This is a genomic window from Pantoea sp. V106_11 (genome assembly GCF_029967885.1).
GTDB lineage: Bacteria > Pseudomonadota > Gammaproteobacteria > Enterobacterales > Enterobacteriaceae > Pantoea > Pantoea ananatis.
In genome coordinates, this window is the sequence record NZ_JASCAK010000022.1 from 136,065 (window position 1) to 158,123 (window position 22,059).

28 protein-coding genes, 1 tRNA gene and 2 pseudogenes are annotated in these 22,059 nt (G+C 52.5%); 26 read left to right on the forward strand and 5 right to left on the reverse strand.

Annotation, left to right across the window (positions count from 1 at the left end):
* The first annotated feature begins 221 nt into the window (after positions 1-221).
* From QLG08_RS05700 to QLG08_RS05820, 25 genes and pseudogenes are all read left to right on the forward strand, one after another.
* Positions 222-590 carry a hypothetical protein gene (locus QLG08_RS05700; protein WP_014604958.1) on the forward strand — a complete coding sequence of 123 codons (369 nt, stop codon included), beginning with the start codon at positions 222-224 and terminating at the stop codon, positions 588-590.
* Positions 591-656: 66 nt separating this feature from the next.
* Positions 657-875 carry a DUF2732 family protein gene (locus QLG08_RS05705; RefSeq protein ID WP_014604959.1) on the forward strand — a complete coding sequence of 73 codons (219 nt, stop codon included), beginning with the start codon at positions 657-659 and terminating at the stop codon, positions 873-875.
* Positions 875-1,102, forward strand: coding sequence for a TraR/DksA C4-type zinc finger protein (locus tag QLG08_RS05710; RefSeq protein ID WP_013027288.1), 228 nt, complete (start codon positions 875-877; stop codon positions 1,100-1,102). Before QLG08_RS05705 ends, QLG08_RS05710 begins: the two co-directional genes overlap by 1 nt.
* Complete coding sequence (locus QLG08_RS05715) at positions 1,099-3,162, forward strand: replication endonuclease (RefSeq protein WP_282472832.1); 2,064 nt, start codon at positions 1,099-1,101, stop codon at positions 3,160-3,162. Before QLG08_RS05710 ends, QLG08_RS05715 begins: the two co-directional genes overlap by 4 nt.
* A 264-nt stretch (positions 3,163-3,426) precedes the next feature.
* Positions 3,427-3,594, forward strand: a complete 168-nt coding sequence (locus QLG08_RS05720; RefSeq protein ID WP_227008678.1) for a hypothetical protein — start codon at positions 3,427-3,429, stop codon at positions 3,592-3,594.
* 692 nt (positions 3,595-4,286) lie between these two features.
* The gene (locus tag QLG08_RS05725; protein WP_014604961.1) at positions 4,287-4,490 is read left to right on the forward strand and encodes a tail protein X; all 204 of its coding nucleotides are present in this window, start codon (positions 4,287-4,289) and stop codon (positions 4,488-4,490) included.
* A gap of 5 nt (positions 4,491-4,495) precedes the next feature.
* On the forward strand, positions 4,496-4,720 hold the full coding sequence (locus QLG08_RS05730) for an HP1 family phage holin (protein ID WP_014604962.1): 225 nt from the start codon (positions 4,496-4,498) through the stop codon (positions 4,718-4,720).
* A complete protein-coding gene (locus QLG08_RS05735; RefSeq protein WP_014604963.1) occupies positions 4,704-5,213 on the forward strand; it encodes a lysozyme in 510 nt (169 codons plus the stop codon). The genes QLG08_RS05730 and QLG08_RS05735 overlap by 17 nt, the downstream gene beginning before the upstream one ends.
* The gene (lysB, locus tag QLG08_RS05740; protein WP_282472833.1) at positions 5,210-5,644 is read left to right on the forward strand and encodes an Rz-like lysis system protein LysB; all 435 of its coding nucleotides are present in this window, start codon (positions 5,210-5,212) and stop codon (positions 5,642-5,644) included. The genes QLG08_RS05735 and lysB overlap by 4 nt, the downstream gene beginning before the upstream one ends.
* Positions 5,526-5,801: an Rz1-like lysis system protein LysC gene (lysC, locus tag QLG08_RS05745; protein ID WP_227008744.1), complete on the forward strand. Its 276-nt coding sequence runs from the start codon at positions 5,526-5,528 to the stop codon at positions 5,799-5,801. The genes lysB and lysC overlap by 119 nt, the downstream gene beginning before the upstream one ends.
* Positions 5,731-6,201, forward strand: a complete 471-nt coding sequence (locus QLG08_RS05750) for a phage tail protein (protein ID WP_014594656.1) — start codon at positions 5,731-5,733, stop codon at positions 6,199-6,201. Before lysC ends, QLG08_RS05750 begins: the two co-directional genes overlap by 71 nt.
* A gap of 92 nt (positions 6,202-6,293) precedes the next feature.
* Complete coding sequence (locus QLG08_RS05755; protein WP_013027279.1) at positions 6,294-6,878, forward strand: phage baseplate assembly protein V; 585 nt, start codon at positions 6,294-6,296, stop codon at positions 6,876-6,878.
* A complete protein-coding gene (locus QLG08_RS05760) occupies positions 6,875-7,225 on the forward strand; it encodes a GPW/gp25 family protein (RefSeq protein WP_013027278.1) in 351 nt (116 codons plus the stop codon). Before QLG08_RS05755 ends, QLG08_RS05760 begins: the two co-directional genes overlap by 4 nt.
* 3 nt (positions 7,226-7,228) lie before the next feature.
* Positions 7,229-8,137, forward strand: coding sequence for a baseplate assembly protein (locus tag QLG08_RS05765; RefSeq protein WP_161610996.1), 909 nt, complete (start codon positions 7,229-7,231; stop codon positions 8,135-8,137).
* Positions 8,130-8,663 carry a phage tail protein I gene (locus QLG08_RS05770; protein WP_161610995.1) on the forward strand — a complete coding sequence of 178 codons (534 nt, stop codon included), beginning with the start codon at positions 8,130-8,132 and terminating at the stop codon, positions 8,661-8,663. Before QLG08_RS05765 ends, QLG08_RS05770 begins: the two co-directional genes overlap by 8 nt.
* 69 nt (positions 8,664-8,732) lie before the next feature.
* A pseudogene (locus tag QLG08_RS05775) lies at positions 8,733-9,272 on the forward strand (phage tail protein); the annotation flags it as partial.
* Between the two features lie 1,283 nt (positions 9,273-10,555).
* Complete coding sequence (locus QLG08_RS05780; RefSeq protein WP_014604968.1) at positions 10,556-11,089, forward strand: tail fiber assembly protein; 534 nt, start codon at positions 10,556-10,558, stop codon at positions 11,087-11,089.
* A 478-nt stretch (positions 11,090-11,567) separates the two neighbouring features.
* Entirely contained in the window at positions 11,568-12,737 is a 1,170-nt protein-coding gene (locus tag QLG08_RS05785) for a phage tail sheath protein (protein WP_014594650.1), read from the forward strand.
* 12 nt (positions 12,738-12,749) lie between these two features.
* On the forward strand, positions 12,750-13,262 hold the full coding sequence (locus QLG08_RS05790; RefSeq protein ID WP_013027271.1) for a phage major tail tube protein: 513 nt from the start codon (positions 12,750-12,752) through the stop codon (positions 13,260-13,262).
* Between the two features lie 54 nt (positions 13,263-13,316).
* Positions 13,317-13,613 carry a phage tail assembly protein gene (locus tag QLG08_RS05795; RefSeq protein ID WP_013027270.1) on the forward strand — a complete coding sequence of 99 codons (297 nt, stop codon included), beginning with the start codon at positions 13,317-13,319 and terminating at the stop codon, positions 13,611-13,613.
* Between the two features lie 32 nt (positions 13,614-13,645).
* Complete coding sequence (locus QLG08_RS05800) at positions 13,646-13,768, forward strand: GpE family phage tail protein (protein ID WP_013027268.1); 123 nt, start codon at positions 13,646-13,648, stop codon at positions 13,766-13,768.
* Complete coding sequence (locus QLG08_RS05805; protein ID WP_282472834.1) at positions 13,761-16,007, forward strand: phage tail tape measure protein; 2,247 nt, start codon at positions 13,761-13,763, stop codon at positions 16,005-16,007. The genes QLG08_RS05800 and QLG08_RS05805 overlap by 8 nt, the downstream gene beginning before the upstream one ends.
* Positions 16,008-16,013: 6 nt before the next feature.
* Positions 16,014-16,517 carry a phage tail protein gene (locus QLG08_RS05810; RefSeq protein WP_013027266.1) on the forward strand — a complete coding sequence of 168 codons (504 nt, stop codon included), beginning with the start codon at positions 16,014-16,016 and terminating at the stop codon, positions 16,515-16,517.
* A gap of 1 nt (position 16,518) precedes the next feature.
* Positions 16,519-17,676, forward strand: a complete 1,158-nt coding sequence (locus QLG08_RS05815; protein WP_029570678.1) for a contractile injection system protein, VgrG/Pvc8 family — start codon at positions 16,519-16,521, stop codon at positions 17,674-17,676.
* Positions 17,677-17,749: 73 nt separating this feature from the next.
* A complete protein-coding gene (locus QLG08_RS05820; protein WP_014604972.1) occupies positions 17,750-17,971 on the forward strand; it encodes an ogr/Delta-like zinc finger family protein in 222 nt (73 codons plus the stop codon).
* A gap of 421 nt (positions 17,972-18,392) precedes the next feature.
* Here the strand turns inward: QLG08_RS05820 and QLG08_RS05825 are convergent, their stop codons facing one another.
* Positions 18,393-18,923, reverse strand: coding sequence for a hypothetical protein (locus QLG08_RS05825; protein ID WP_014594647.1), 531 nt, complete (start codon positions 18,921-18,923; stop codon positions 18,393-18,395).
* A gap of 137 nt (positions 18,924-19,060) precedes the next feature.
* On the opposite strand from QLG08_RS05825, the gene QLG08_RS05830 reads away from it, so the two are divergent.
* The gene (locus QLG08_RS05830) at positions 19,061-19,252 is read left to right on the forward strand and encodes a toxin-antitoxin system HicB family antitoxin (protein ID WP_024471092.1); all 192 of its coding nucleotides are present in this window, start codon (positions 19,061-19,063) and stop codon (positions 19,250-19,252) included.
* A 535-nt stretch (positions 19,253-19,787) separates the two neighbouring features.
* Here the strand turns inward: QLG08_RS05830 and QLG08_RS05835 are convergent.
* The 4 genes and pseudogenes from QLG08_RS05835 to QLG08_RS05850 all read right to left on the reverse strand — a co-directional run bounded on the left by QLG08_RS05835 (position 19,788) and on the right by QLG08_RS05850 (position 21,925).
* The gene (locus QLG08_RS05835; RefSeq protein ID WP_070099681.1) at positions 19,788-20,225 is read right to left on the reverse strand and encodes a hypothetical protein; all 438 of its coding nucleotides are present in this window, start codon (positions 20,223-20,225) and stop codon (positions 19,788-19,790) included.
* Complete coding sequence (locus QLG08_RS05840; RefSeq protein WP_282472835.1) at positions 20,225-20,839, reverse strand: hypothetical protein; 615 nt, start codon at positions 20,837-20,839, stop codon at positions 20,225-20,227. Before QLG08_RS05840 ends, QLG08_RS05835 begins: the two co-directional genes overlap by 1 nt.
* A gap of 11 nt (positions 20,840-20,850) precedes the next feature.
* Positions 20,851-21,746: pseudogene (locus QLG08_RS05845) on the reverse strand (tyrosine-type recombinase/integrase).
* A 94-nt stretch (positions 21,747-21,840) separates the two neighbouring features.
* Positions 21,841-21,925: transfer RNA gene (locus QLG08_RS05850), tRNA-Met, on the reverse strand.
* Positions 21,926-22,059 lie beyond the last annotated feature (134 nt).

A 22,059-nucleotide genomic window follows, 5' to 3' on the forward strand; every position in this document is an offset into this window, starting at 1 on the left:
CTTTCAGGGTCGAAAGTGCTCTCAGGCCGCGGCTGGCAAAGCAACGCGCCCTGTCCGGGGCAATCTGGGGGGAAACCGTCTGCGCACCTGCCGTTTCGCTTAATGCTTAACGAGCGTCATGGATGAGACAGGCGCGAATCCGCCGCCAGTAAAACGTCACTGTAACAACGATGAGGGTATTGATTCGTCAAAACCCGCTGCAACGTTTTTCGGAGGAGCCTATGAACCGCACCGTCCAGGTCATCAGTCAGTCATCTGCCGGGCCACGTTTCACCGCAGAGCAAGACTGCCACAGCGAAAAAATGACGTTTGATGCGTTTCGACAGCACTGGCGCTTGCTGCGCGATCACAACCGAAACCCATCGCTTCGCTATTTTAATCGTCAAAATGATGACTTTAAATTTTGCGTATTAACCCTGGCTAACCGCGACTGCCCGGGCATGTTCAGGCTGGAAGACATTGGCAGGCCTTTCCAGTTTTTTGACCAGGCGCGCCGTGAGCACATCATTTTAGCAATGAATAAGCTGGCCCGCTGGGGAAACATGTTGCCGCGTCAGTTCTCAACGGCTGACTGCTTTCTGCCTGAATAAATAAATCACCCCTGACGTTATGACGTAAACCCGTCGGGCATGCCTTTGCCCAAAATCTGGAGAGAAATGATGAATACCGAGACACATCCAATGAACGACGCCATGGCCTTTACTCTCAATAAACTGCTCGATAATGAGCGTAAAGCCTGCGCGCTGGCCGTGGCGAAGCGGCTGAGTGCGATGGCAGCGCACATTACGCGGCAGACGCTAAACGGCATCGAAGCAGCAGAGCTGTTGCGATCTGAAGCTGAGCGTTATGAAAACGAATCAGGTGAGATGCGCTAATGGCAGATGCAATCGATATTGCGCAGCAGCGCAGCGAGGAAATCCTGGCGCAAAATATCGCGCAGGTTACGCAACGTCCTGTGGCGATCGGCGCCTCGTTCTGTGAAGAGTGCGACGCACCAATTCCTGAAGCGCGCCGTCGTGCGCTGCAGGGCGTGACCCGCTGCCTCTCCTGTCAGGAGTTGAGCGAGCTGAGAGCACGTCTTCACTACGGGAATACGCGATGATGTCGTTCGCTTACCCGTGGAACGCCCCGCGGCTGGCGATAGCCAGCCCGTATCTGACCCATGACCAGCAGCAGCACCGTCATCGACAGATTGCGGCGTGGTTGCACGGACAGAAAATTCTTCATGCCCAGCCCAGCATTGTCCAGATGGACGTGAAACGTCGTCTTGCCAGTCTGGAACAGCAGCAGGGAACAGCCCGGGCCAATGCCTACTTAGCAAAAACCTTTGTTGAGCGCACATTGCCACGTGTTGACGCTGTTAATCGACGTTATCAACTGCATGATATGCGCACGGGCGTTGTCGCACAGCTGACCCGCAGCATGTCCTGCCCGCAGGGGGCAGCCAGAGCCGCCGGCACGCTGTGGGAACTGATGAAACGCTTTAACCGCCTTCCAGATATGTCCCGTGCCGACACTGATATGCTGGCAGGGGATATCGCGCATTTCATTCACGCGGAGCTGGTGCAACTGCACACTCACGCCCAAACCGATACGGACTACCGTTATACCCACAGACTGTATATGACCGCGGCGGTGATCACCCGTGAGCTGGGTCAGACGCCGCCTTTATGGGAAACCATCAGCGCCCGCGTATTCTGCCCTGAAGCGGTGACCTCAGCCATTCTGCGTATGCAGGCGGAAAAATGGTGGAAAGGTCAGCTGCGTCGTGTCAGTGCCTTCTGGCGTGAACATCTGCATATCGCCCTGGCGAACGTTAATAAAACGCATTCCCCTTATGCCAGCCTTATGGCCGTAGCGGAATGGCGTGAGCAACGCCGACGTACCCGTGATTTCCTTCAGGGAATGGATCTGGAGGATGAAGAGGGCAACCGCATCAGCCTGATTGAAAAATACGACGGCAGCGTAGCCAATCCGGCTATTCGCCGTGCTGAACTAATGACGCGTATCCGTGGCTTCGAAACCATCTGTCAGGATATGGGCTTCCGGGCCTGCTTCTACACGTTAACCGCGCCGTCACGCTATCACGCGACCTTGCAGAGTGGTCACCGTAACGCTAAATGGACGGGGGCCAGCCCGGCCGAAACACAGCGCTATCTCTGCTCACTCTGGCAAAAAGTGCGGGCCAAACTGCACCGTGAAAAGATCAGCATTTTTGGTTTACGGGTTGCGGAGCCGCATCATGATGGCACGCCCCACTGGCATCTGCTGATGTTTATGCGCCCTGAAGACGTTAACCGCGTAGACGAGATCCTGCGCCATTACGCCTGCCAGCAGGACAGTGAGGAACTAGACAGCCCAAAGGCGCGCAAAGCCCGTTTTCACGTCGAAGCGATCGATCCGGCGAAAGGCAGCGCGACCGGCTATGTTGCCAAATATGTTTCTAAAAACATTGACGGCTATGCGCTAGAGGGCGAGCGGGATAACGAGAGCGGTAAACCGCTAAGAGAGACAGCGATGGCGGTGTCGGCATGGGCAGCACGCTGGCACATCCGCCAGTTTCAGTTTATTGGAGGTGCGCCCGTAACAGTTTATCGCGAACTTCGCCGCATGGCGGACACCGAAACCGCGCATGGCCTGAGCGTGGAATTCGCCGCGGTGCACGATGCGGCCGATGCCGGTCAATGGGCCGACTACATCAATGCCCAGGGCGGCCCGTTCGTTAAACGCGACGCGCTTGCGGTGCGCACCTGGTACCAGCCCGCCGAAAGCTGTAATGCGTTTGGTGAGGAAATCCAGTCAATTAAGGGCGTTTATGCCACTGCTGTTGGTGCTGATACGCCAGTCCTGACGCGGTTAAAGCTATGGAAGCTGGTGCCCAAACGTGCTGAAGATGCGGGCGACGAAAAAAGCCAGTCCGCTTCGTTGTCTTGGAGTTCTGTTAATAACTGTACGGACCCCGTAAGCCGTTTTTATGCCGGAAGTGAGGTCTCTGACGATCTGCGCACAGATCCGTGGCGCAGAGGTCACCAAGGCGAAAGGGCTTCCAGGTTTATCTGCCGGGCTTCGCCTTTACGCATTCCTGGCCCTGTTTCAGGCCACGACAGAGGCGATGCTTCTCCTGCAGCCCAGCCAACGGTGAGGATTTCTTTTTCGCCCTGACGTGACGAAAAGGCGGAGTGAAAACCTGCTGTTTTGGATGGGTAAATGAAGAAAATCTATTGATTTTTCTTACGCTTCTGGCGTGAGTGTGCCTTCACCTGTCTGGCAGGCAGTACAACAAAAGTTGATGCCTATCAACATGATATAATTTTTTACGAACTATCTTAAAACGCTTCCACAGTTAATGAATGCTATGCTACTGTATGTATGTACAGTATTTATTTGGGGGAGGGAATTGTGGGAAATGAATTACATGAGCGAGTCATGCTTGAACGCGTCGAACTTATCGCCAGGCTTACCAGTGAAGGAGCCTGCCGGGAGCGTGACAGGGAAATCGCGTTAAATTTGATCGCTGAAATCGCTGCGAACTACACCCTTTCCGATAACCACTTTTCTGTTGTCTTTGCGGCGACGCCTTTAAAAAAATCATGATGGCGACGCGTTCACTGTGACATCAGGACGGTTGTCCGTTGCCTGAGCCATCTTAACGGATGAGAGGGTTCAGGCGCGGGCAACAGCAAAACCGCGCCAGTGCGTTTTATCGCTGACATTGCGTCATGACCGGCCGAAAACGCCGGGCATCTGCTGCCTGCAGGCGTTTGCAGCAACCCCTGTTCGCCAGGCGTAGGTCTTCCCCCACCTTTACTGAATAACGTTATCCCGGCCGCTTTCCTGTCAGCGTTCGCGGCAATCTTTTGGTTACTGCCTCTTTCCTGTTGCTGGCTTACGACCCTCCCGGTCGTCGCTGTGAAAGCAAATACGCTCACGTCATCCCAGCGCTTTCGCGACCCTTCCATCGGCGCCCGCATCCAGGGTGTAACCCTCTGCCCGCCCAGCCTTGAGCGGACGGCCTTGCGTTGAGCAAGCGCCTGCTGAGGCACACACTACTTCTGACAAGCGGCAGGCACAGCAATCTCTGGATCGCTCTGCGCGAAGGCCAATGCACATCGCGTATCCGGGTTATCCGGATTCGGCTTCAGGGCGGTTTGGTGGCCCGACGGTGCAATTCTCTGAACAGGTTTCTGTTGGCCAACGGGGCCTTTATTGCCTGTCACCACGACAGCGGATGTTCTCAACTTATCGCCTACTCGACCATGGCTTTTACGCTCATAAGGGGCCAATCAATGCTGATTTACGCACAACAGGAAGAAACCGTTGATGAGATCTGCTGGCGTTACTACGGACGCACGCAGCAGGCGGTTGAACAGGTTTATGCCGCCAATCCTGGCCTGGCAGAACAAGGCCCAACATTACCGCACGGATGCAGAGTGGTGTTACCGGAGCTGCCTCAGGCGGCCACGGGTGAAACCCTCAATCTGTGGGATTAGCGCCAATGGAAAAAATCAGTTCTCTGATTAATTACCTCATCGGGATCGTCCTGATGTGGTTTGGACGTCACACACCGCAGGATATCGCCTTTATGGTTGGCTCTGGCGTCGCCGTTTTGACCATGTGCACCAACGTTGCGACGTTTTTTATCAACTGGCACTACCGTCGCAAAACTTACGAGCTACAGCAGCGCAACTTACAGGGGCTTAACTTTGAGCCAGACCGCTAAACGTTGCGCCGTGGCGGCCGTACTGGCCCTGGCCGCGTTGCTACCGCAAATCAACATGCTGAAAACCTCTGAAGCCGGCCTGAAGCTGATTGCCGATGCAGAAGGCTGCCGCACCTCGCCCTATCAGTGCAGCGCCGGCGTCTGGACCAACGGCATTGGTCACACGCAAGGTGTTACCCCGACCAGCGTGGTGAACGAGCGCCAGGCCGCAGTTAACCTGGTTTACGACGTGATGCGCGTTGAACGCGGGATCGACCAGTGCATGCCACGTGAAATGCCATTCCAGGTTTATGACGCGGTGGTGTCATTCGGTTTTAACGTTGGCGTGCACGCCGCCTGTCACTCAACGCTGGCGGGATTGATCAACAGCGGCCGCTGGCACGATGCTTGCCTGCAGCTTAAGCGCTGGGTATATGTCAAAGGCACCTACAACCCGGGCCTGGATAACCGTCGTCAGCGCGAAATGGCGTGGTGTTTAAAAGGAGCGGCATGATGCGACTGGTTGCACTGGCGATCGCCATTTTGCTTATTGCCCTGGGCTTAACCGGCTGGCGCCTTAGCGTGATGATTCATCAACGGGATGAGGCACTGCGCAGGGTGAGTACGCTGACGGCTGACGTCAGCAGCCGGGACAAGGCGCTGGCCCAACTCGATGCGGATATCCAGGCTAGCCGAAAACGTGAGGCGGCGCTGCGGCTGCTTCAGAACCAGTCCAGCGCGCAGGCGCTCCATCGTGAAACCATTATCAGAAGAGAAACCGATGCCAATCCCGCTTTACGTGCCTGGAGCGCTGCTGCTTTGCCTGCTGACGTTATCCGGCTGCACAGCCGTCCGGCCTTCAGCAATGCCCGAGATTATCTGGACTGGTTGTCCACGCGTGACAAGTTGCCCCATTCCGGAAAACAACCTGCAGACGCAGGGTGATTTGGCGGCGGATAACCGCCAGTTAGAGGCTGCGCTCGCATCGTGCGGGTTGCAGATTGAGATGATTAAAGCGTGCCAGGAGCAGCATGATGTTGAAAGCGACCCAACTACGCCAGGTGCTGATAAACAGCGTTCCGCTGCTTCAGCAAAATCCTGACAACCTGACGATAGCGATTCAGTCCGGAAACCTGGTTTCCACGCTGGCCAGCTCGCTGTCGTTTGAATACCACTTCCAGCTGGCCGTCACGATTACTGACTACGCAGAGGATATCGATCTGATCATGGTTCCCCTGCTGACATGGCTTCGGGAAAACCAGCCCGACATCATGGTTTCGGATGAGAAACGTCGCACCGGCTTTACCTTCACCCTTGAGGCAACCGGCGATGGGCGCAGTAAGGTGAATATCACTCTGCAACTGACCGAACGCGTCTGGGTTGAGCAGCAGAACGGCGCATTACACATCACGCATCTGCCAGAACCGGCTATGCCGGAAAATGTTGAGCGCCCCTGGCAGTTGTACATCAAAGGCAAGCTGGTCAGCGAATGGAAAACATAGCGATAACCCTTATCCGCTGACGCGCTGTTTAGCCATCCCTGGGTAAACGGCATTCGATTGCCGCTTTTCTCCTGCAACGAGAAACTAATGCCATGAACGAGCAAATATTAGAAATCAAGCGCTTGCTGCGCAACATGGTCCGCATTGGCACCGTTGCCGCCATCAATCTGGAGGCGGGAACCTGCCGGGTAAAAACCGGCGATAACACCACTGACTGGCTGCACTGGCTAAGTGCCCGGGCGGGAAGAACCCGTTCATGGAATGCGCCGTCGCCAGGCGAGCAGGTGCTGATCATAAGCCTGGGCGGTGAGCTGAACAGCGGCTTCGTGTTACCCGGCGTGTTCTCTGACGCCAGCCCGGCGCCCTCGGCCTCTGCCGATGCGCTGCACTACTCTTTTCCCGATGGTGCGGTCATTGAATACGAGCCTGCAACCGGCGCGCTGAAAGCCGAAGGGATTCAGACGGCGACGATCAAGGCGGCTGTCAAAATCCTGCTGGATACGCCAGAGGTGGAGTGCACCACGTTACTGAAAACCGCCACGCTGGAAGTGACCCAGGGCGGCACCATGAAGGGCGATGTGTCGCACAGCGGCGGCAGCTTCGCCTCCAACGGCAAAGTGCTGCATACGCACCAGCATCCGGGCGACAGCGGTGGCACCACAGGAGCACCATTATGACAACAGCACGCTACACCGGCATGAGCCGCGAAACAGGCGTAACCCTCGTTGAGCTGGAGCATATCCGCCAGTCCGTCCGTGACATTCTGACGACGCCGCTGGGATCGCGGGTGATGCGCCGTAACTACGGTTCACTGTTGTCGGCGCTAATTGACCAGCCGCAGAACGACAGGTTGCGCCTGCAAATCATGTCGGCCTGTTATATGGCGATCCTGCAGTGGGAGCCGCGCATCAGCCTGACTGCCATTAATTTTGAATCTGCGTTTGACGGCGGGATGGTGGTGGAAATCACCGGCAACCGTGCGGACACCGCGCAGGATTTTTCGTTAACCGTCCCTGTGAGTTGAATCATGCCTACTATCGACCTGAGCCAGCTGCCTGCGCCAAACGTGGTGGAAACGCTGGACTATGAAACGCTGCTTGCCGAACGTAAAGCCACCTTGATTTCGCTCTATCCTGCAGACGAGCAGGCATCGGTTGCCCGTGTTCTGGCGCTGGAGTCCGACCCGCTGGTGAAACTCCTGCAGGAGAACGCCTACCGGGAAGTCATTTTGCGTCAGCGCATCAACGAGGCGGCCAAGGCGGTGATGGTGGCCTGGGCCAACGGCAGCGATCTGGATCAACTGGGCGCCAACAACGGCGTGACGCGGCTGGTGCTGACGCCGGCGGATACCAGCGCTACGCCGCCCGTTGAGGCGGTAGTGGAGCGGGATGAAGACTTCCGCGCCCGCATTGCCGCCGCGTTTGAAGGGCTGAGTGTTGCGGGGCCGTCCGGTGCTTACGAATTTCATGCACGCAGCGCCGATGGCCGCGTAGCCGATGCTTCGGCTATCAGTCCCTCTCCCGCCAGCGTCACGATTACCGTGCTGTCCCGCGAAGGCAACGGTGCGGCGGGCAGCGACCTGCTGGCGATCGTGAATGTCGCGCTAAATGATGAAGATGTTCGTCCGGTTGCCGATCGGGTCACCGTCCAGTCGGCACAGATTGTGGATTACCGCGTTGACGCCACGCTGTATTTGTATCCCGGTCCCGAGGCGGAGCCCATCCGTGCCGCAGCCGAGGAGAAGCTCAAGGCATTTGTAAACACCCAGGCACGTTTAGGGCGCGATATTCGCAAGTCTGCGCTGTATGCCGCGCTACATGTAGAAGGTGTACAGCGCGTCGAACTGGCCCAGCCGGTGGCCGATGTGGTGCTGGATAAAACCCAGGCAGCGTTCTGCACCGGCTACCAGATCACGGTAGGAGGTTCCGATGAGTAAACGCCTGCTGCCAACGGGTTCATCAGCCCTGGAAGTTGCCGCGGCTGAAGCTTGCGCAACGCTGGAATCCATTCCTGTTCCTTTGCGCCAGTTATGGAATTCGCAGACCTGTCCGGTGGAGCTACTGCCTTACCTGGCCTGGGCTTGGTCGGTGGATCGTTGGGATTCGGGCTGGAGCGAAAGCACGAAACGCAGCGTGGTTGCTGCATCGGAATATATCCATAAACACAAAGGGACGATTGGGTCGCTGCGTCGTGTGGTGGAGCCGATTGGCTACCTGATCCGTTTCACCGAATGGTGGCAAAACGATGGGGTTCCGGGCACCTTTCGCATCGATGTTGGCGTGCAGGAAGCCGGGATTGATGAGGCAATGTACAACGAGCTTGAGCGGTTAATTGCTGATGCAAAACCGGTTAGCCGACATTTGATTGGATTGTCTATCAATCTTGATTCAACGGGTTCTTTACCTGTGACTGTCGCCAGCTATAGCGGTGACGAATTAACCGTTTATCCCTTTATACCTTAATCAACACCGCAGGCGGTTCAGGTTACACCGTGCAGCGGTCCATCTTAATGATCTGACGGAAGTGAGAGCATGACAACGAAATATTTTGCCCTACTGACCAATCAGGGCGCGGCAAAGCTAGCCAATGCCGCATCCCAGGGTACTCAACTGAAGATTACCGAAATGGCTTTGGGCGATGGTGGAGGCAGCCTGCCAACACCGGACCCCGCGCAGACCAAATTGATTAGCGAAAAGCGCCGTGCCGCACTGAATACGCTGAAAACAGATACCGCTAACAGCAACCATATTATTGCTGAACAGATTATTCCAGAGGACGAGGGTGGCTTCTGGATCCGCGAGATTGCCCTGTATGACGACGACGGCACGATGGTTGCCGTCGCGAACTGCGCGGAAACTTACAAGCCAAAGCTGCAGGAAGGCAGCGGTCGTACTCAGACCGTGCGCATGATTCTGATCGTAAATAGTCCCAGTTCCGTTACGCTAAAGATTGATCCTTCGGTTGTGTTAGCAACGCGTCAGTATGTCGATGACAAAGTTATCGAGGTGAAGGCCTATACGGATGACGTGATGAAAAAGCACGTCGATGCAGCCAATCCTCATGATCAGTACTTACTTAAAGAGCAGAATCTGGCTGATTTGCCAGATAAAGCATTAGCGAGGCAAAATCTTAAGTTAGGCACGGCAGCATTAAGCGATGTGCAAACATCCAAAGACGATGTTACTGCAGGACATGTGCTGGTTAATGGTGGTGCAATTGCAGTTCGCTCAATAGCAGCTAGCGCAGTAGATGGGTTTACCTATAAAGATGCGAATGACTTACCGGCGAATGCGGTCAGTTTTGTTTATGCCTCTGCTAAAAACTCCCCTGGCTTTGATGGATCTTTGCTGAGCTATGCCGGGCTTGGAGAGGATTACCATGTACAGATGTCCGCGAAATATCAGACAGGAAACCGTATTGCTTTCCGCGGGCGAAATGGCGACAACAAGGAGTGGAACGCCTGGTATGAATTTTATCATACAGGTAATAAGCCCACAGCCCGCGATATCAATGCTGTTCAAGCCGGTGGCGGTGATGCGATGGCCGCAGAGGGAATGAACAAAGTCATTTTGGGATGGGATAGCCAAAAACTTCTCGGCCAGATTGATGATTTTCCTTTAGGTGCGATGTTCTATGAAAAAAATCCGCCGACTCCAGCACAGGTGGGGGCCGTTCCGGCAGCTGGCGGGTCTGTAGCGTATCTTGATGGTGCGGAACATTACGCTACACAGAATGCCAACTGGCCTGCATCCGGTGCTTATGCTGACCAATATAAAGATCCGAGAGCGCCATTCGTTAAGCCATTTGGATATGCCGCGCCCAGAGGCAACAGCTACTACTCCCCCATCGTTAAAGGCCTCATACAAACTGAAGGGTTAGGGTATGGGACGTCAGTCAGTTTTGGTGCACTGACGTTGGGTGACGGCCATTTTGCTAATGGTTGTATCCACGTCATAGGTGATGATGGTACATCACAGGCGTGGTCGTTTGAGCCGCATACCGGCAATCTAAGATCTCCCGGTCAGGTCTACGCTGGCGCCGCATTTTTAAATACAGACGGCAATGTTTATGGTGCTGCGTGGGGCGGTTGGCTAAGTGATCAGCTAAACGCTGTCCGTAATACAGCTAATGATGCATGGAATAAAGCTAACGATGGCCAGGCTAACAGGGTTACCGATATACGCTTAACAGCAGAGCACCAGGTCGGTGCTAACGGCATCACGGATTATCGCAATGCGAATACCGTATTAACCGGTTTTACCAATGGTGATGCTGATTATTCCGCAGAAGGGCTTTTCTGGAGCTATATCCAGTATTACAGAAGTGGTCAATGGATAACGGTGGGACGCTCATAATGATGAATCTTAAAAACTTTAAACGTGGTGAACCCAGAACCGAGCAGCAGAAAGCGCTGGCACAGGGCGGTGCATGGTTTTTGTTCGATGAAGACGGTAATGAATGGTATGAAAGTCAGAAATTGTTTTCGCCAGACACTATCAAAATTGCGTATCGTGAAAAAGGGATTGTCGCGGCTATTGCGAACAATTTTACCGATGTATCCTCTTTATTTCCTGATGGGCTTAGCGTAACGGAGATTGAAAATACGGAGCAAAACCGTCTTGCCGATAATACCGGTGGTTGGGTGTTTGACGGTAAGGGCATTGTAGAGCGGATTTATACGGAGCAAGAGCTGACGGCTTTTGCAGAAGCTGAAAAAGCTAAGCGACTTGTCGCAGCATCTAAAGTCGTTGCGCCGCTTCAGGATGCCGCAGACTTAGAGATGGCCACTGATGAAGAAAAAGCCCGTTTACTTTCCTGGAAAAAATATCGGGTAATGCTTAACCGCGTGGATACAGCCAAACCCGACTGGCCTCAAGCACCAGAGTAGCATGCTGGAAATTTGAGAGCTGGTTGAGCAGGATGACATTCTTCGCTCTGCATCTACTACGCTGCGGCGATATCCTTCATCAGTCATTAACGGATGAATTTATCGCGCGGCGTATCACTTCATTACAATTAACGGTTTCACTCATCACTTCCCAGACCTTAAGTTTTGGCTCCAGCTGAACCATTTACAGTAAAGTCAAATCCTGTTCTTTATTTCCCCTGTGCCCCTGTTCATACGCTTGGATATATCATGAAAAGCGAACCTCATAAAAACTTCAGTTAAAAAGAATCGATGAGTCATTAAGTTTAATATTTACAATGGGTTATTTTTTTTCGTGCGCTGTCTGGCGCTGAGAATCCTTCACAATAATTGCGATTAGTTCAAGTGCTGTTTAGTCATATGCCAGCAAACCGCAATCGCATGCATCCTTTTCACTGACCTGACACTCTGAGCACACCCACAACACGGAGTGCTACAGATGTCTGATTTTCATCACGGTGTCCGCGTCGTCGAAGTCAATGACGGTACACGCACCATTTCAACAGTTTCAACCGCCATTGTTGGCATGATCTGCACCGCAGAAGATGCTGATGCAACGGCATTTCCTCTTAACACACCTGTTCTGCTGACCAACGTGCAGGCAGCTATCGGTAAAGCCGGCACCAAAGGCACGTTAGCAGCCGCGCTGCAGGCGATTGCTGACCAGGCGAAGCCGGTAACCGTCGTGGTTCGCGTAGCAGAAGGCGCGAGCCAGGCTGAAACCACCTCTAACCTGATTGGCTCGACGGATGCGAACGGTAAATACACCGGCATGAAGGCGCTGCTCAGCGCGCAAACGCAGCTGGGTGTTAAACCGCGCATTCTTGGCGTGCCGGGTCTGGATTCGCTGGAAGTGGCGACAGCGCTGGCCAGCATTGCCCAGCAGCTGCGTGGCTTTGCCTACGTGTCCGCCTGGAACAGCAAAACCATCTCTGACGCCATGAAGTACCGCGAAAACTTCAGCCAGCGCGAGCTGATGGTGATCTGGCCAGATTTTATTGCCTGGAACACGGCAACCAATAAATCTGAAATGGCTTATGCCACCGCACGTGCGCTGGGCCTGCGCGCCAAAATTGACAACGACACCGGCTGGCATAAAACCCTGTCTAACGTGGGCGTCAATGGCGTGACGGGTATCTCTGCAGATGTTTTCTGGGATCTGCAACAGACCGGCACCGATGCCGATCTGCTGAACGAAAAGTGTGTGACCACGCTGATTCGTAAGGACGGTTTCCGTTTCTGGGGCAACCGCACCTGCAGCGATGATCCACTTTTTGCCTTTGAAAACTACACCCGTTCAGCGCAGGTGCTGGCCGATACCATGGCGGAAGCGCACATGTGGGCCAACGACAAACCGCTGACGCCAGTACTGGTACGCGAAATCATCGCCGGTATCAATGCCAAGTTCCGTGAGCTGGTCAGTGCCGGTTATCTGCTGGGCGCCAACTGCTGGTACGACGAAAGCGCCAACGATAAAGAGAGCCTGAAGGCGGGCAAACTGTTTATCGATTACGACTACACGCCGGTGCCGCCGCTGGAAGATCTGACCCTGCGTCAGCGCATCACCGATACCTATCTGGCGAACTTCGCCGCATCCGTAAACAGCTAAGGAGCCGGATAAATGGCACTGCCACGTAAACTCAAGGGGTTGAACCTCTTCAACGATTCAAACAGCTATCAGGGCATCGTCACCGCAGTTACGCTGCCGAAGCTGTCACGCAAGCTGGATACCTACCGCGCTGGCGGTATGAACGGTGCGGCATTCATTGATAACGGCCTGGACGATGCGGCACTCGATATGGAGTGGACGCTGGGCGGGATGGATGAGCTGGTATTAAGCCAGTGGGGCGCGATGGCGAACGTACCGTTGCGTTTCACCGGTTCTTATCAGCGTGATGACACCGGCGAAGAAATCGCCGTGGAAATCGAAGTACGCGGTAAGCACCAGTCCTTTGACTTCGGTGAAGCCAAACAGGGCGAAAACACCGAAACCAAAATCACCAGTAAAAACACCTATTTCAAACTGACCTGGAATGGCAAAGAGCTGATCGAAATCGACACCGTCAACATGGTGGAGAAGGTCAACGGCGTCGATCGTCTGGAACAGCGCCGTAAAAACCTCGGCCTGGTGTAATAACAACGGCCGGCGCGTCCTGCGCTGGCCCCTCTTGATTGGGATGGAGAAAAAATGGAACAGCTTGATAAGCCAGAACTGAAAGAAAACCTGGTGGTGCTGGAAAGCCCGATTTCACGTGGCGATGTGGTGATCGCTCAGGTTGAGCTGGTGAAACCGACCGCCGGCGCGCTGCGCGGTGTGCGGCTGGCTGATCTGGCCTCGTCCGATGTGGATGCCCTGTTGATGGTGCTGCCCCGCATCACCATGCCTTCGCTGACCAAAGCAGAGTGCAACGCACTGGACCCAGTTGACCTGATTGCCCTGGGCGGCAAGGTGATTGGTTTTTTGTCAGCGAAATCGGCCGCGTAAGCTGGCCCCGCGATCTGACGGTCAATGACCTGATGGCCGATATTGCCAGCGTTTTTCACTGGCCACCCTCAGAAATGTATCCCATGTCGCTGGAAGAGTTACTCGACTGGCGGCATAGAGTGATGATCCGCAGTGGAGTAACCTCAGATGAGTAACACGCTCAAGCTGCAAGTGCTGCTGGAAGCGGTTGATCGGGCTACGCGCCCGTTCAATGCCGTACGTAAAGAAACCGAAAAGCTGTCTGCGGATATCCAGGAAACGCAGGATCGCCTGGACGAGCTCAATGCCAAATCCGCGCAGATTGAAGGGTTCCGTGAAACCCGCAAAGAACTGACGCTGACCCAACAAAATCTTAAAAATACCCGGGCAGAAGCAGCGGCACTTGCCATTCAACTTAAAAACACTCAAAACCCTACCGCGGAACAAACCCAGGCGCTGGATAAGCTGCGTCAGTCGGCTAACGCGCTGCAGCAAAAAAACCTTCAACTGCGTCAGTCAGTGCAGGATCAGCGCCAGTCCCTGAACGAGGCGGGAATTTCCACGCGCCGGTTGAGCAGCGAGCGCCAGAAGCTAAATCAACAAACAGAGCGCACGACATCCACCCTCAATGCGCAGGGTGAGTCCATGAATCTGCTAAATCAGCGTCAGGACAAACTCAACCGCACCCGTGAACGTTACCGTGCGGGCATGGCGCTGGCAGATAACGTACAAAGCGCCAGTTCGAAAGCCAAAGACTTTGTCGAGAAGGGCCGCAAAGTTATCGATTATCTGTCACCTGCAAATGAGGTTGTGCAAGCCCGCGCGGCGATTACGCAATCGGGTGGCTCATCGGGTGAGGCAAAAGCTGCAGCACCGGCAGTAGCTAACCTTGCAAACGCGACGCAACGTAGCATGCAAGAAAGCGCGTCTTTGGTGCTCAATATTAAAAACGCGTTCGGCATTGCAGATGACCAGGTTGGTCAGTTAGGCGACGTGCTCTCATCGACCTTTGCCAATAAAACAACCGATTTTGCCGCACTTAAGACGGCGATGGTCGCCGTAGGGCCAGCCGCGAAGGACGCCGGTGTAAGCGTTGGCCAGACTGCGGCCATGATGGGCGTGCTGGCGGAAAACGGTATAACGGGCAGCCAGGCAGGCGCCGGCGCCAGTGCGATGTTAACGCACGTTCAGGCGCCTGATGCCAGCGCAGAAAGCGCGCTTAAAGCGTTGAATGTGCAAACCGCTGACGACCAGGGCAACAGTCAGCCCATTTTCGCGGTGCTCAGCCAGGTGCAGGCGGCGTTTGAGAAAAACAAGCTCGACGCTGCCCAGCAGGCCACTTATCTGCAGGCAATATTTGGTGAACAGGGCGCCGCACCTGCCGCAGCATTGATGAAGGGCGCGGCCAGTGGCCGGCTGGATCAGCTCTCTCAGGCGCCCGCTGCCCAGCCGCCTGCAGCAGATGCCTCTGTGGATACTAACCTGCAAGCTATCAGTCAGGACGGCTTATCCGTTCAGTCCGTTCTGACCGGCGTCATGAATATCAATCCTCAACTTTCTGACAGCCTGCTGACGCTGGCGGCCGGTGGGCTGACCTTGGTGGATTCCCTGGCCAGCGTCGGGAACATTGCCTGGCCGGTCATTAGCGGGCTGAGCACCATCATGGCGGGCGTAGAGCTGCTGGGCGGTGCATTTGCCATCATCGGCGGCGCGATTACGGCCACGCTGGGAGCGATCACGCTGCCGGTGGTGGTGCTTGGTGCCGCTATCGCGGCGGGGGCCATGCTGGTTTATCAGTACTGGGAACCGATTAGCGCCTTTATCAGCGGCATCGCTCAGGGCTTCAGTGCGGCGATGGGGCCGATAAGCGACGCGTTCGCGCCGCTGAAGCCGGTATTTGAGTGGTTCAGCAATAAAGTGTCCGAGCTGGGGGCCTGGTTCTCAAAGCTGCTGGAACCCGTGAAGTTTTCTCAGCAGGAACTGGCCTCGGCAGGTGAGATGGGACAGCGCTTCGGCAATATGCTGGCGACGGCACTCAAATTACCCGGTGAAGCCCTGAATCAGCTGCGAGGCGGCATTGACTGGGTGCTGGGCAAGCTTGGCATCATCGATGAGAAATCTGACAAGGTGAAAGACAAGCTGCCTCCGCCCAAAATGCGCGAGCAGGATGAAGAGGATGAGGATAACGCGGATGCCCGTCCGGCTGCATCGCGCGCCAGCCTGAACAGCACGCTCAATCAGCCTTTGCCCTCGGTTAACAATTCAAACGTGGATAACCGTCAGCACACGGTCACCAACAATATCTATGCGACAGGTGAGCCTCAGGCGATTGGACAGGCCGTTGCGCAGTATTCCACTGCATCGCCGTGGTCCACGTCTGACCATAGCTATAACTCCATGTTTAGTCTGGATTAATTAACCATGATGATGATATTAGGCATGATGCCGTTTGTACGGCAAACCCTTCCCTTCGACAATTTACAGCATGACATTACCTATCGCTGGGCGAAAAACAGCCGCGTGGGGCGTCGTGAGTCGACCCAGTTTTTGGGCGGCGGCGACGATAAAATCAAGCTGTCTGGCGAACTCCGGCCTGAAATCACCGGCGGCAATGTCACACTGCTGGCGCTGAAGACTATGGCCGATGAAGGGCTGGCGTGGCCGCTGATTGGCGGCAATGGCATTATTTACGGCATGTTTGTTGTGACGGATTTCTCGGCCACGCATACGGAGTTCTACAGCGACGGCAGCGCGCGCAAGATAGGCTTTACCCTCAACCTGATGCGGGTAGACGATTCACTAACCAGTATGTTCGGGGACTTAAAAAGGCAGGCGGAAGAACTGCAAAACCGGGTCAGCGACGCAGCGCAACGGGTCGGCTCTGTCATCAATAGCGCCACTTCTGCGCTGAATGGAGGGCGCTGAGATGAGCGATATCGTCCCGATTCCAGTGCCCCTGCGCGTCGCGCCTACGCCGGACTTTACTATCAAAATTGAGACGAAAGATAAAACGGAAGATATTCGCCCACGGCTGATTTCTCTGAAGTTAACGGACAACCGCGGCCTGGAGGTCGATCAGCTGGACCTGGTGCTCGACGACAGTGACGGCCAGTTGGTCATGCCGCCCTTTGGCGCGAAAATAGTCTTAGAGATAGGCTGGAAGGGGCAGCCGCTTGCAGATAAAGGCTCCTACATCATTGATCAGGTCACCTACCAGGGCGCGCCGGACACGATAACGGTTGTCGCCCGAAGCGCCGATTTTAGCGGTTCGCTCGATGTTAAAATCACTGATTCATATCCAGACATGACGGTTGGCGAGGTTGTGGACAAAATCGCGAAACGTAACGGACTTACCTCCGACGTGCGGCCGGAGATAGCCAAAAAAAAGATTAAGCATATCGATCAGACGCAGGAAACGGACGGCACGTTCATTACCCGGCTGGCTATGCTGGTTGGCGCGGTGGCGGCAATAAAAGATAAGACGCTACTGTTCTTTCCCCCCGGGCAGGGCGTGACCGTGAGCGGAAAGCCGATTCCACTCCTGAATCTGAACCGACAGGATGGCGATAAGTATGAGTACAAATTGTTTAAGCGCGACGATTACAGTGGCGTTGAAGCAAAATGGTACGATCAGAAAAAGGCGCAGCAGAAAGGGATAACCGTCAACACGATACCGCCAGCAACACCGGCGGTGAACCCTGTCCATCCGGCGGCCAAAAATATCCCCACAATCGGGCAACAAGACCCGGGAAAAACCTATGTTTTTGGCAGCAATAAGAAGCTGTTCTTACTGAATACGCACTTCAGTAGCCAGGAGGAAGCAGAGGAGGCGGCTAAAGCGAAGTGGCAGGATCTGCAACGTAACCGGGCTACGTTGAAGATCCTACTGGCACTGGGCGCTGCAAAGCTGATTCCTGAAACGCCGGTCAAAGCCCAGGGTTTTAAATCGGTCATCGATAATCAAAAATGGCTGATTACCAATATCGTGCATACCATCGATAAAAGTGGATTTACCACCTTGTTGAACCTGGAGCTGATGGTTGAAAACGTGGATTACGTCTTAGTGGAAAAACAGGCTGGTTAGATTAAGTCTAATTTAAGTTGCTTTTTGTTTAGTCTTTGGCTAATGTTGTTGTATGCCAGAGAGGAGAACCACCATGATGCATTGCCCAAAATGTCAGACCGCCGCCCATACGAAAAGCAGTCGCTACGTTTCGAAAGAGACGAAAGAACGTTATCACCAGTGCCAGAACATTAACTGCAGTTGTACCTTTAAAACCCTGGAGAGCGTGTCCGGGATTATCGTCGAACCGGCGCAGATCAATACGGTGCCGATGATGGCAAAAGGCAGCAATAACCCCTCACCGCAGCTGCTGTAAGCCCAACCCGCGAAAGCGGGTTTTTTTATGGCTGCGGCCTGGATAGGATCGCTGAGAGATGAGGCTGAAGGCCCGCGCGCCGTTGATGTTTAAGGGCGCGACAGCGGCCTCTGGGAGTTCTGTTAATAACTGTACGGCGGGTAGGGCGCGGGCCCTTGGAGTTCTGTTAATAACTGTACGGCGGGTAGGGCGCGGGCCCTTGGGGACAATGGCAATAACTGTACGGGAATGAAAAGATTTCAGGAGTGTCAGCACGACAAAATATATGTCCAGTGAATGGAGATGAATTGTGGCGGTATTTTCGGCAGAAGAAAACTCAGGGTTATAAAGCATTTTGGCACTGAGAGTGAGTCAACAGTGATATTTTAAATTTTGCATGAGAATTCCCTTCTTCCCTGCGGAAGAAGGGAAGGGGCCAAAATCAGTGAACGATATGTGTAAATTTGCTCTCTATCATCACCAGCCCCGACTCTGTTCGCAAAAAGCGCGGCGCGGTTAAGTCATCAGCCATGATGTTAACCATCTGGAATAACAAGCCCGTGATATGTTTTTGCAAGTCTGCCGGGGCCTGCTGATTCAGCAATACTAACGTTAACGCGCTGCAATATTGCCGCATCTCTTCTGAATCAATCGAACCGCCGCTTCGACAGGCTTTATGCTCAACTTTATCCACTGTGAGGCGCTCAATCAGGTGTTCTGGCAGTGGCTGGTCCAACAGAACCCTCAGGACTTCCAGTGCAGCAAGCAGGCGACCGCATAGCGCCATGCGAGCTGCGAGCTCGTTACATTCCACCAGGGCATCGACATAGCGCACGCACGTATCCAGCACCTGAAAGAGATCGTGCGTGGTGCCGAGCGGCGTTTTCAAGAGGTTTGAGATCGCAGATTCGATAACTGGCTGAATGTCCACGATTTGATGATGGGCGGTTGTGTTACTATCGGTATTAGCCATAGCGTTGTTCCTTAACACTGAACGTTGTGGTTAAACGCTCCGGTATGTGTTGCATCACTGCCGGGGCGTTGCTCTCATAAAAGGCCTCGTGTTAGTGTGGTCTTTTAAAGGATTAAAATGAGGGAATAGGTCAATACATGTCAATCATAATGCGTGAAAAAAAACCAAAAGGTCGAGGCAAGTCCCCACAATTTCAAATGCGCATTGATCCTGCCTTGAAAAAACAGCTCAATGAGGTTGCAACTGAAGAAGGAATTAGTTTAGCAAACTGGTTGAAGAATCTGGCGAGGGAGGCATTAAAGGCAAGGGGAATTGAGCCGAAGGGATAAATTTGTGGGTGAAATGTTGAGTTAATTATATGTGTAGTAAATGGAAAAAGCTAAATTTCGCTATTGTGAATTTTTTAATGTGGCCATTACAACTTTGATAAAATAGCTGAGGCTTTTATGGAGTTTGAGTAAATGAAGCTTTTATTGTATGGTTAATGCAATCTTTTTTCTATCTTATACCGATTATAGCCAGTGCTGTTGGCGCTTATTTTATTGTGCGATTTGTTCCATTTTATCCTATGGGGTTTTTCTTTGCCTGGGTCAGTATCGTTGCTTATCTTTATGTAAGATATAGTAAGTGGGTTTAATTCTAAATACAGGGTTTATATCTATCATTTTAAATTCCTCACAGTAATATCGTATTTTGCTGCAACCTGTTTATCGATGTAAGCGAAAAAAATTGAATGTTACCCCAGCAAGTCATTTTGAAATTTTGGCTAACCTTACAAGCTTCATTTTCGTTAGACTTAAGTCAGTGAGCAAGTGATTATGAGGTCCCAATTTGAAGTGAGTGAAATCAGTAACTTACTGATCTTTATCTTTTCTTTAGACCGAATAGCAACAGAAAGCGTTGAATAGCGTTGCGCTCTGCTGCCACTTTGCTGCCATTTTGAGAGTTAGCAGAAGCCGTGGTTTCCCTGTTTTCTGGATCGAATTGCCAAGCGTTTGGAGTCTCGTATAACGTGCCATCATCATCCATCACCTTCGCGTTCAGCTCCTGAGAAATTTGGAGCATTTTCCGATAGAGAGGAGTTGGTGGCCATTTGGTATAAATGTTACCTTTAGACCAATCAAGCCAGTCTTCTCCGTCCGAACCATCCCCATTCCATATGGCGTTAAACTCTCCATTTCTTGGGGAAAGACTAAGTTCGGGATCGTTATTTATGATATTTAACCATTCATCAGAACTGATTTGATTATCATCGTTTTCAGCCCAAAACTCTGCTCTTGTTATATGAAATTCAACGCCCATCAATTTATTTCCTGTTTACGTACCTTAGGAGAATTGCGATAGTTTCCAGATAATAAGTCAACCCAATCTTTATTGGTAAGGATTCGATAAAACGGTTTTAATCTGTCCTTTATGTAGTTAATTATTTCTGGCTCGCTCATTTTAGACGCTTTGGCAGGATAATCTGGTCCCCAGTCTTCAAACAATTCTTCGTATAAATGATAGTATTGCCAAGTGATTTTGCTAGATAAAAGAAAATTAGAACTCAGTGGGAACACAGGAATTTGGTGTAATCTGAGTCCGATTTCGGCGACAGATTCAACATGAAGTAAAAACCAAGTTTTAATTCTTAACCATACAACAGAGCTTTCGCTAAGATTCGGCATGAAAATACCTTCTTGGCGCATATAAGCTGAAAGGTAATATTTTACCTCATACTGATCAGGTTTTTTATCTAAGTTTAGAGAGGCGAGAATTAAAACGGTTTCTGAATCATTTCCTGCTATGATTTCCCTCTCAGCCCATTCAGTAATCTCTTTGTCGTAGTCATCAACACGATAAGCTTCAAATGCTTCACCATATGTCATTAGGCAAAGAATTTCGTACAAGTTGTATTGATATTTTTTGTTGTCCATTAACATCTTCTTTAGTCCATTATACTCAAGGGATTAAGCCTCAAGGCCTCAGACAAATGATCCGGTGCCAAGTGCGCATATCGCATCGTCACCTTAATATCTGTATGCCCCAATATCCGCTGAAGTACGAGACGTTCATCATGAAATGAGACGCGAAGGTGTGTCGTAAAACATGCGTCAGCTGCCCAGCAGGTGTCTCGATGCCGGCGCGTTGCATAGCCTTTCTAAAGGCTGAATAGCATGGTTTAAAGAGCAACTGCGCTTTCCTGCTCGATGGCAGTTCAGCCTGTAATTTTTCAGTTATCGGCACCGCTCGGTTTTTCTTGCCTTTAGTTTTAACGTAGATGATCTGACCGGCGCGGATTTGGTTCCCCTTCAAGCCTTCAGCTTCACTCCATCGTGCGCCAGTTGCCAGGCAGATTTTCACAATGGTCGTCAGATCTTTAGATCGGCTGTTCTCACATTCGGCGAGGAGGGTTCTAATTTCCTCAATAGTGAGATACGCCATCTCTGATTCACTAATCTTAAACACTCGTACGTTCTCAAGCGGATTTGGCGTGGTCCATTCATCTAACCGGCGCAACTCGTTAAAAATTGCTCTGAAATACGCCAGTTCTCAATTTACTGTGCGCGGCGTAACCGTCTTCACTCGGTTGGAGCAGGTAATTTTGCCGCGTAATCGCTGCTCACGATAAGAAGCAAAAATTTTTGCGTTAAAATCGGTTGCGAGTGGGTTTCCCATTGCCTCGCAGGCAAAAGCCATTATGGTTTGCTGCTTATCTGCCTTCTCTCCCAGCCAGGACTTGTCCTAAGCCTGCTATTTTGCGAACTTTTCAAAGGACTATGCTTAGCCCTTCATCGCAAACTGGCGGCGAATCATTTTGCCGTCTCGGCCGTTTGAGAAGATCTATATCTGGTATTTTACGACCAATGACGAATTCTGAAAACAAAAAAGCCACCCTTGCGAGGTGGCTTAACTGCATGATTTTCATCACTAAATCTGGTGGCCCCTGCTGGGTTTGAACCAGCGACCAAGCGATTATGAGTCATATGAATAGCTTGTTTCATCATTTTCCAACTTTAACCATTTTTGTCTTTTAATTAATACAAAACATTAGGTTATGGTTATATCTTCGTTTCATGTTGTTCCGGGTTTTTCCTTTCAGTATCATCCTTACGTCACCTGCTACATCACCCAGAAAACGGCGATAAAATTCTCG

Coding starts and splice junctions, on each gene's coding strand:
- QLG08_RS05800 (WP_013027268.1), top strand. CDS start 13,646: ATGGCCGATATTGCCAGCGTTTTTCACTGGCCACCCTCAGAAATGTAT.
- QLG08_RS05705 (WP_014604959.1), top strand. CDS start 657: ATGATGAATACCGAGACACATCCAATGAACGACGCCATGGCCTTTACT.
- QLG08_RS05715 (WP_282472832.1), top strand. CDS start 1,099: ATGATGTCGTTCGCTTACCCGTGGAACGCCCCGCGGCTGGCGATAGCC.
- QLG08_RS05720 (WP_227008678.1), top strand. CDS start 3,427: ATGCTTGAACGCGTCGAACTTATCGCCAGGCTTACCAGTGAAGGAGCC.
- QLG08_RS05840 (WP_282472835.1), bottom strand. CDS start 20,839: ATGGACAACAAAAAATATCAATACAACTTGTACGAAATTCTTTGCCTA.
- QLG08_RS05815 (WP_029570678.1), top strand. CDS start 16,519: ATGAGCGATATCGTCCCGATTCCAGTGCCCCTGCGCGTCGCGCCTACG.
- QLG08_RS05805 (WP_282472834.1), top strand. CDS start 13,761: ATGAGTAACACGCTCAAGCTGCAAGTGCTGCTGGAAGCGGTTGATCGG.
- QLG08_RS05825 (WP_014594647.1), bottom strand. CDS start 18,923: ATGGCTAATACCGATAGTAACACAACCGCCCATCATCAAATCGTGGAC.
- QLG08_RS05710 (WP_013027288.1), top strand. CDS start 875: ATGGCAGATGCAATCGATATTGCGCAGCAGCGCAGCGAGGAAATCCTG.
- QLG08_RS05820 (WP_014604972.1), top strand. CDS start 17,750: ATGATGCATTGCCCAAAATGTCAGACCGCCGCCCATACGAAAAGCAGT.
- QLG08_RS05830 (WP_024471092.1), top strand. CDS start 19,061: ATGTCAATCATAATGCGTGAAAAAAAACCAAAAGGTCGAGGCAAGTCC.
- QLG08_RS05760 (WP_013027278.1), top strand. CDS start 6,875: ATGACAACAGCACGCTACACCGGCATGAGCCGCGAAACAGGCGTAACC.
- lysB (WP_282472833.1), top strand. CDS start 5,210: ATGATGCGACTGGTTGCACTGGCGATCGCCATTTTGCTTATTGCCCTG.
- QLG08_RS05795 (WP_013027270.1), top strand. CDS start 13,317: ATGGAACAGCTTGATAAGCCAGAACTGAAAGAAAACCTGGTGGTGCTG.
- QLG08_RS05785 (WP_014594650.1), top strand. CDS start 11,568: ATGTCTGATTTTCATCACGGTGTCCGCGTCGTCGAAGTCAATGACGGT.
- QLG08_RS05765 (WP_161610996.1), top strand. CDS start 7,229: ATGCCTACTATCGACCTGAGCCAGCTGCCTGCGCCAAACGTGGTGGAA.
- QLG08_RS05730 (WP_014604962.1), top strand. CDS start 4,496: ATGGAAAAAATCAGTTCTCTGATTAATTACCTCATCGGGATCGTCCTG.
- QLG08_RS05835 (WP_070099681.1), bottom strand. CDS start 20,225: ATGGGCGTTGAATTTCATATAACAAGAGCAGAGTTTTGGGCTGAAAAC.
- QLG08_RS05755 (WP_013027279.1), top strand. CDS start 6,294: ATGAACGAGCAAATATTAGAAATCAAGCGCTTGCTGCGCAACATGGTC.
- QLG08_RS05700 (WP_014604958.1), top strand. CDS start 222: ATGAACCGCACCGTCCAGGTCATCAGTCAGTCATCTGCCGGGCCACGT.
- QLG08_RS05770 (WP_161610995.1), top strand. CDS start 8,130: ATGAGTAAACGCCTGCTGCCAACGGGTTCATCAGCCCTGGAAGTTGCC.
- QLG08_RS05750 (WP_014594656.1), top strand. CDS start 5,731: ATGATGTTGAAAGCGACCCAACTACGCCAGGTGCTGATAAACAGCGTT.
- QLG08_RS05725 (WP_014604961.1), top strand. CDS start 4,287: ATGCTGATTTACGCACAACAGGAAGAAACCGTTGATGAGATCTGCTGG.
- QLG08_RS05810 (WP_013027266.1), top strand. CDS start 16,014: ATGATGATGATATTAGGCATGATGCCGTTTGTACGGCAAACCCTTCCC.
- QLG08_RS05790 (WP_013027271.1), top strand. CDS start 12,750: ATGGCACTGCCACGTAAACTCAAGGGGTTGAACCTCTTCAACGATTCA.
- QLG08_RS05780 (WP_014604968.1), top strand. CDS start 10,556: ATGATGAATCTTAAAAACTTTAAACGTGGTGAACCCAGAACCGAGCAG.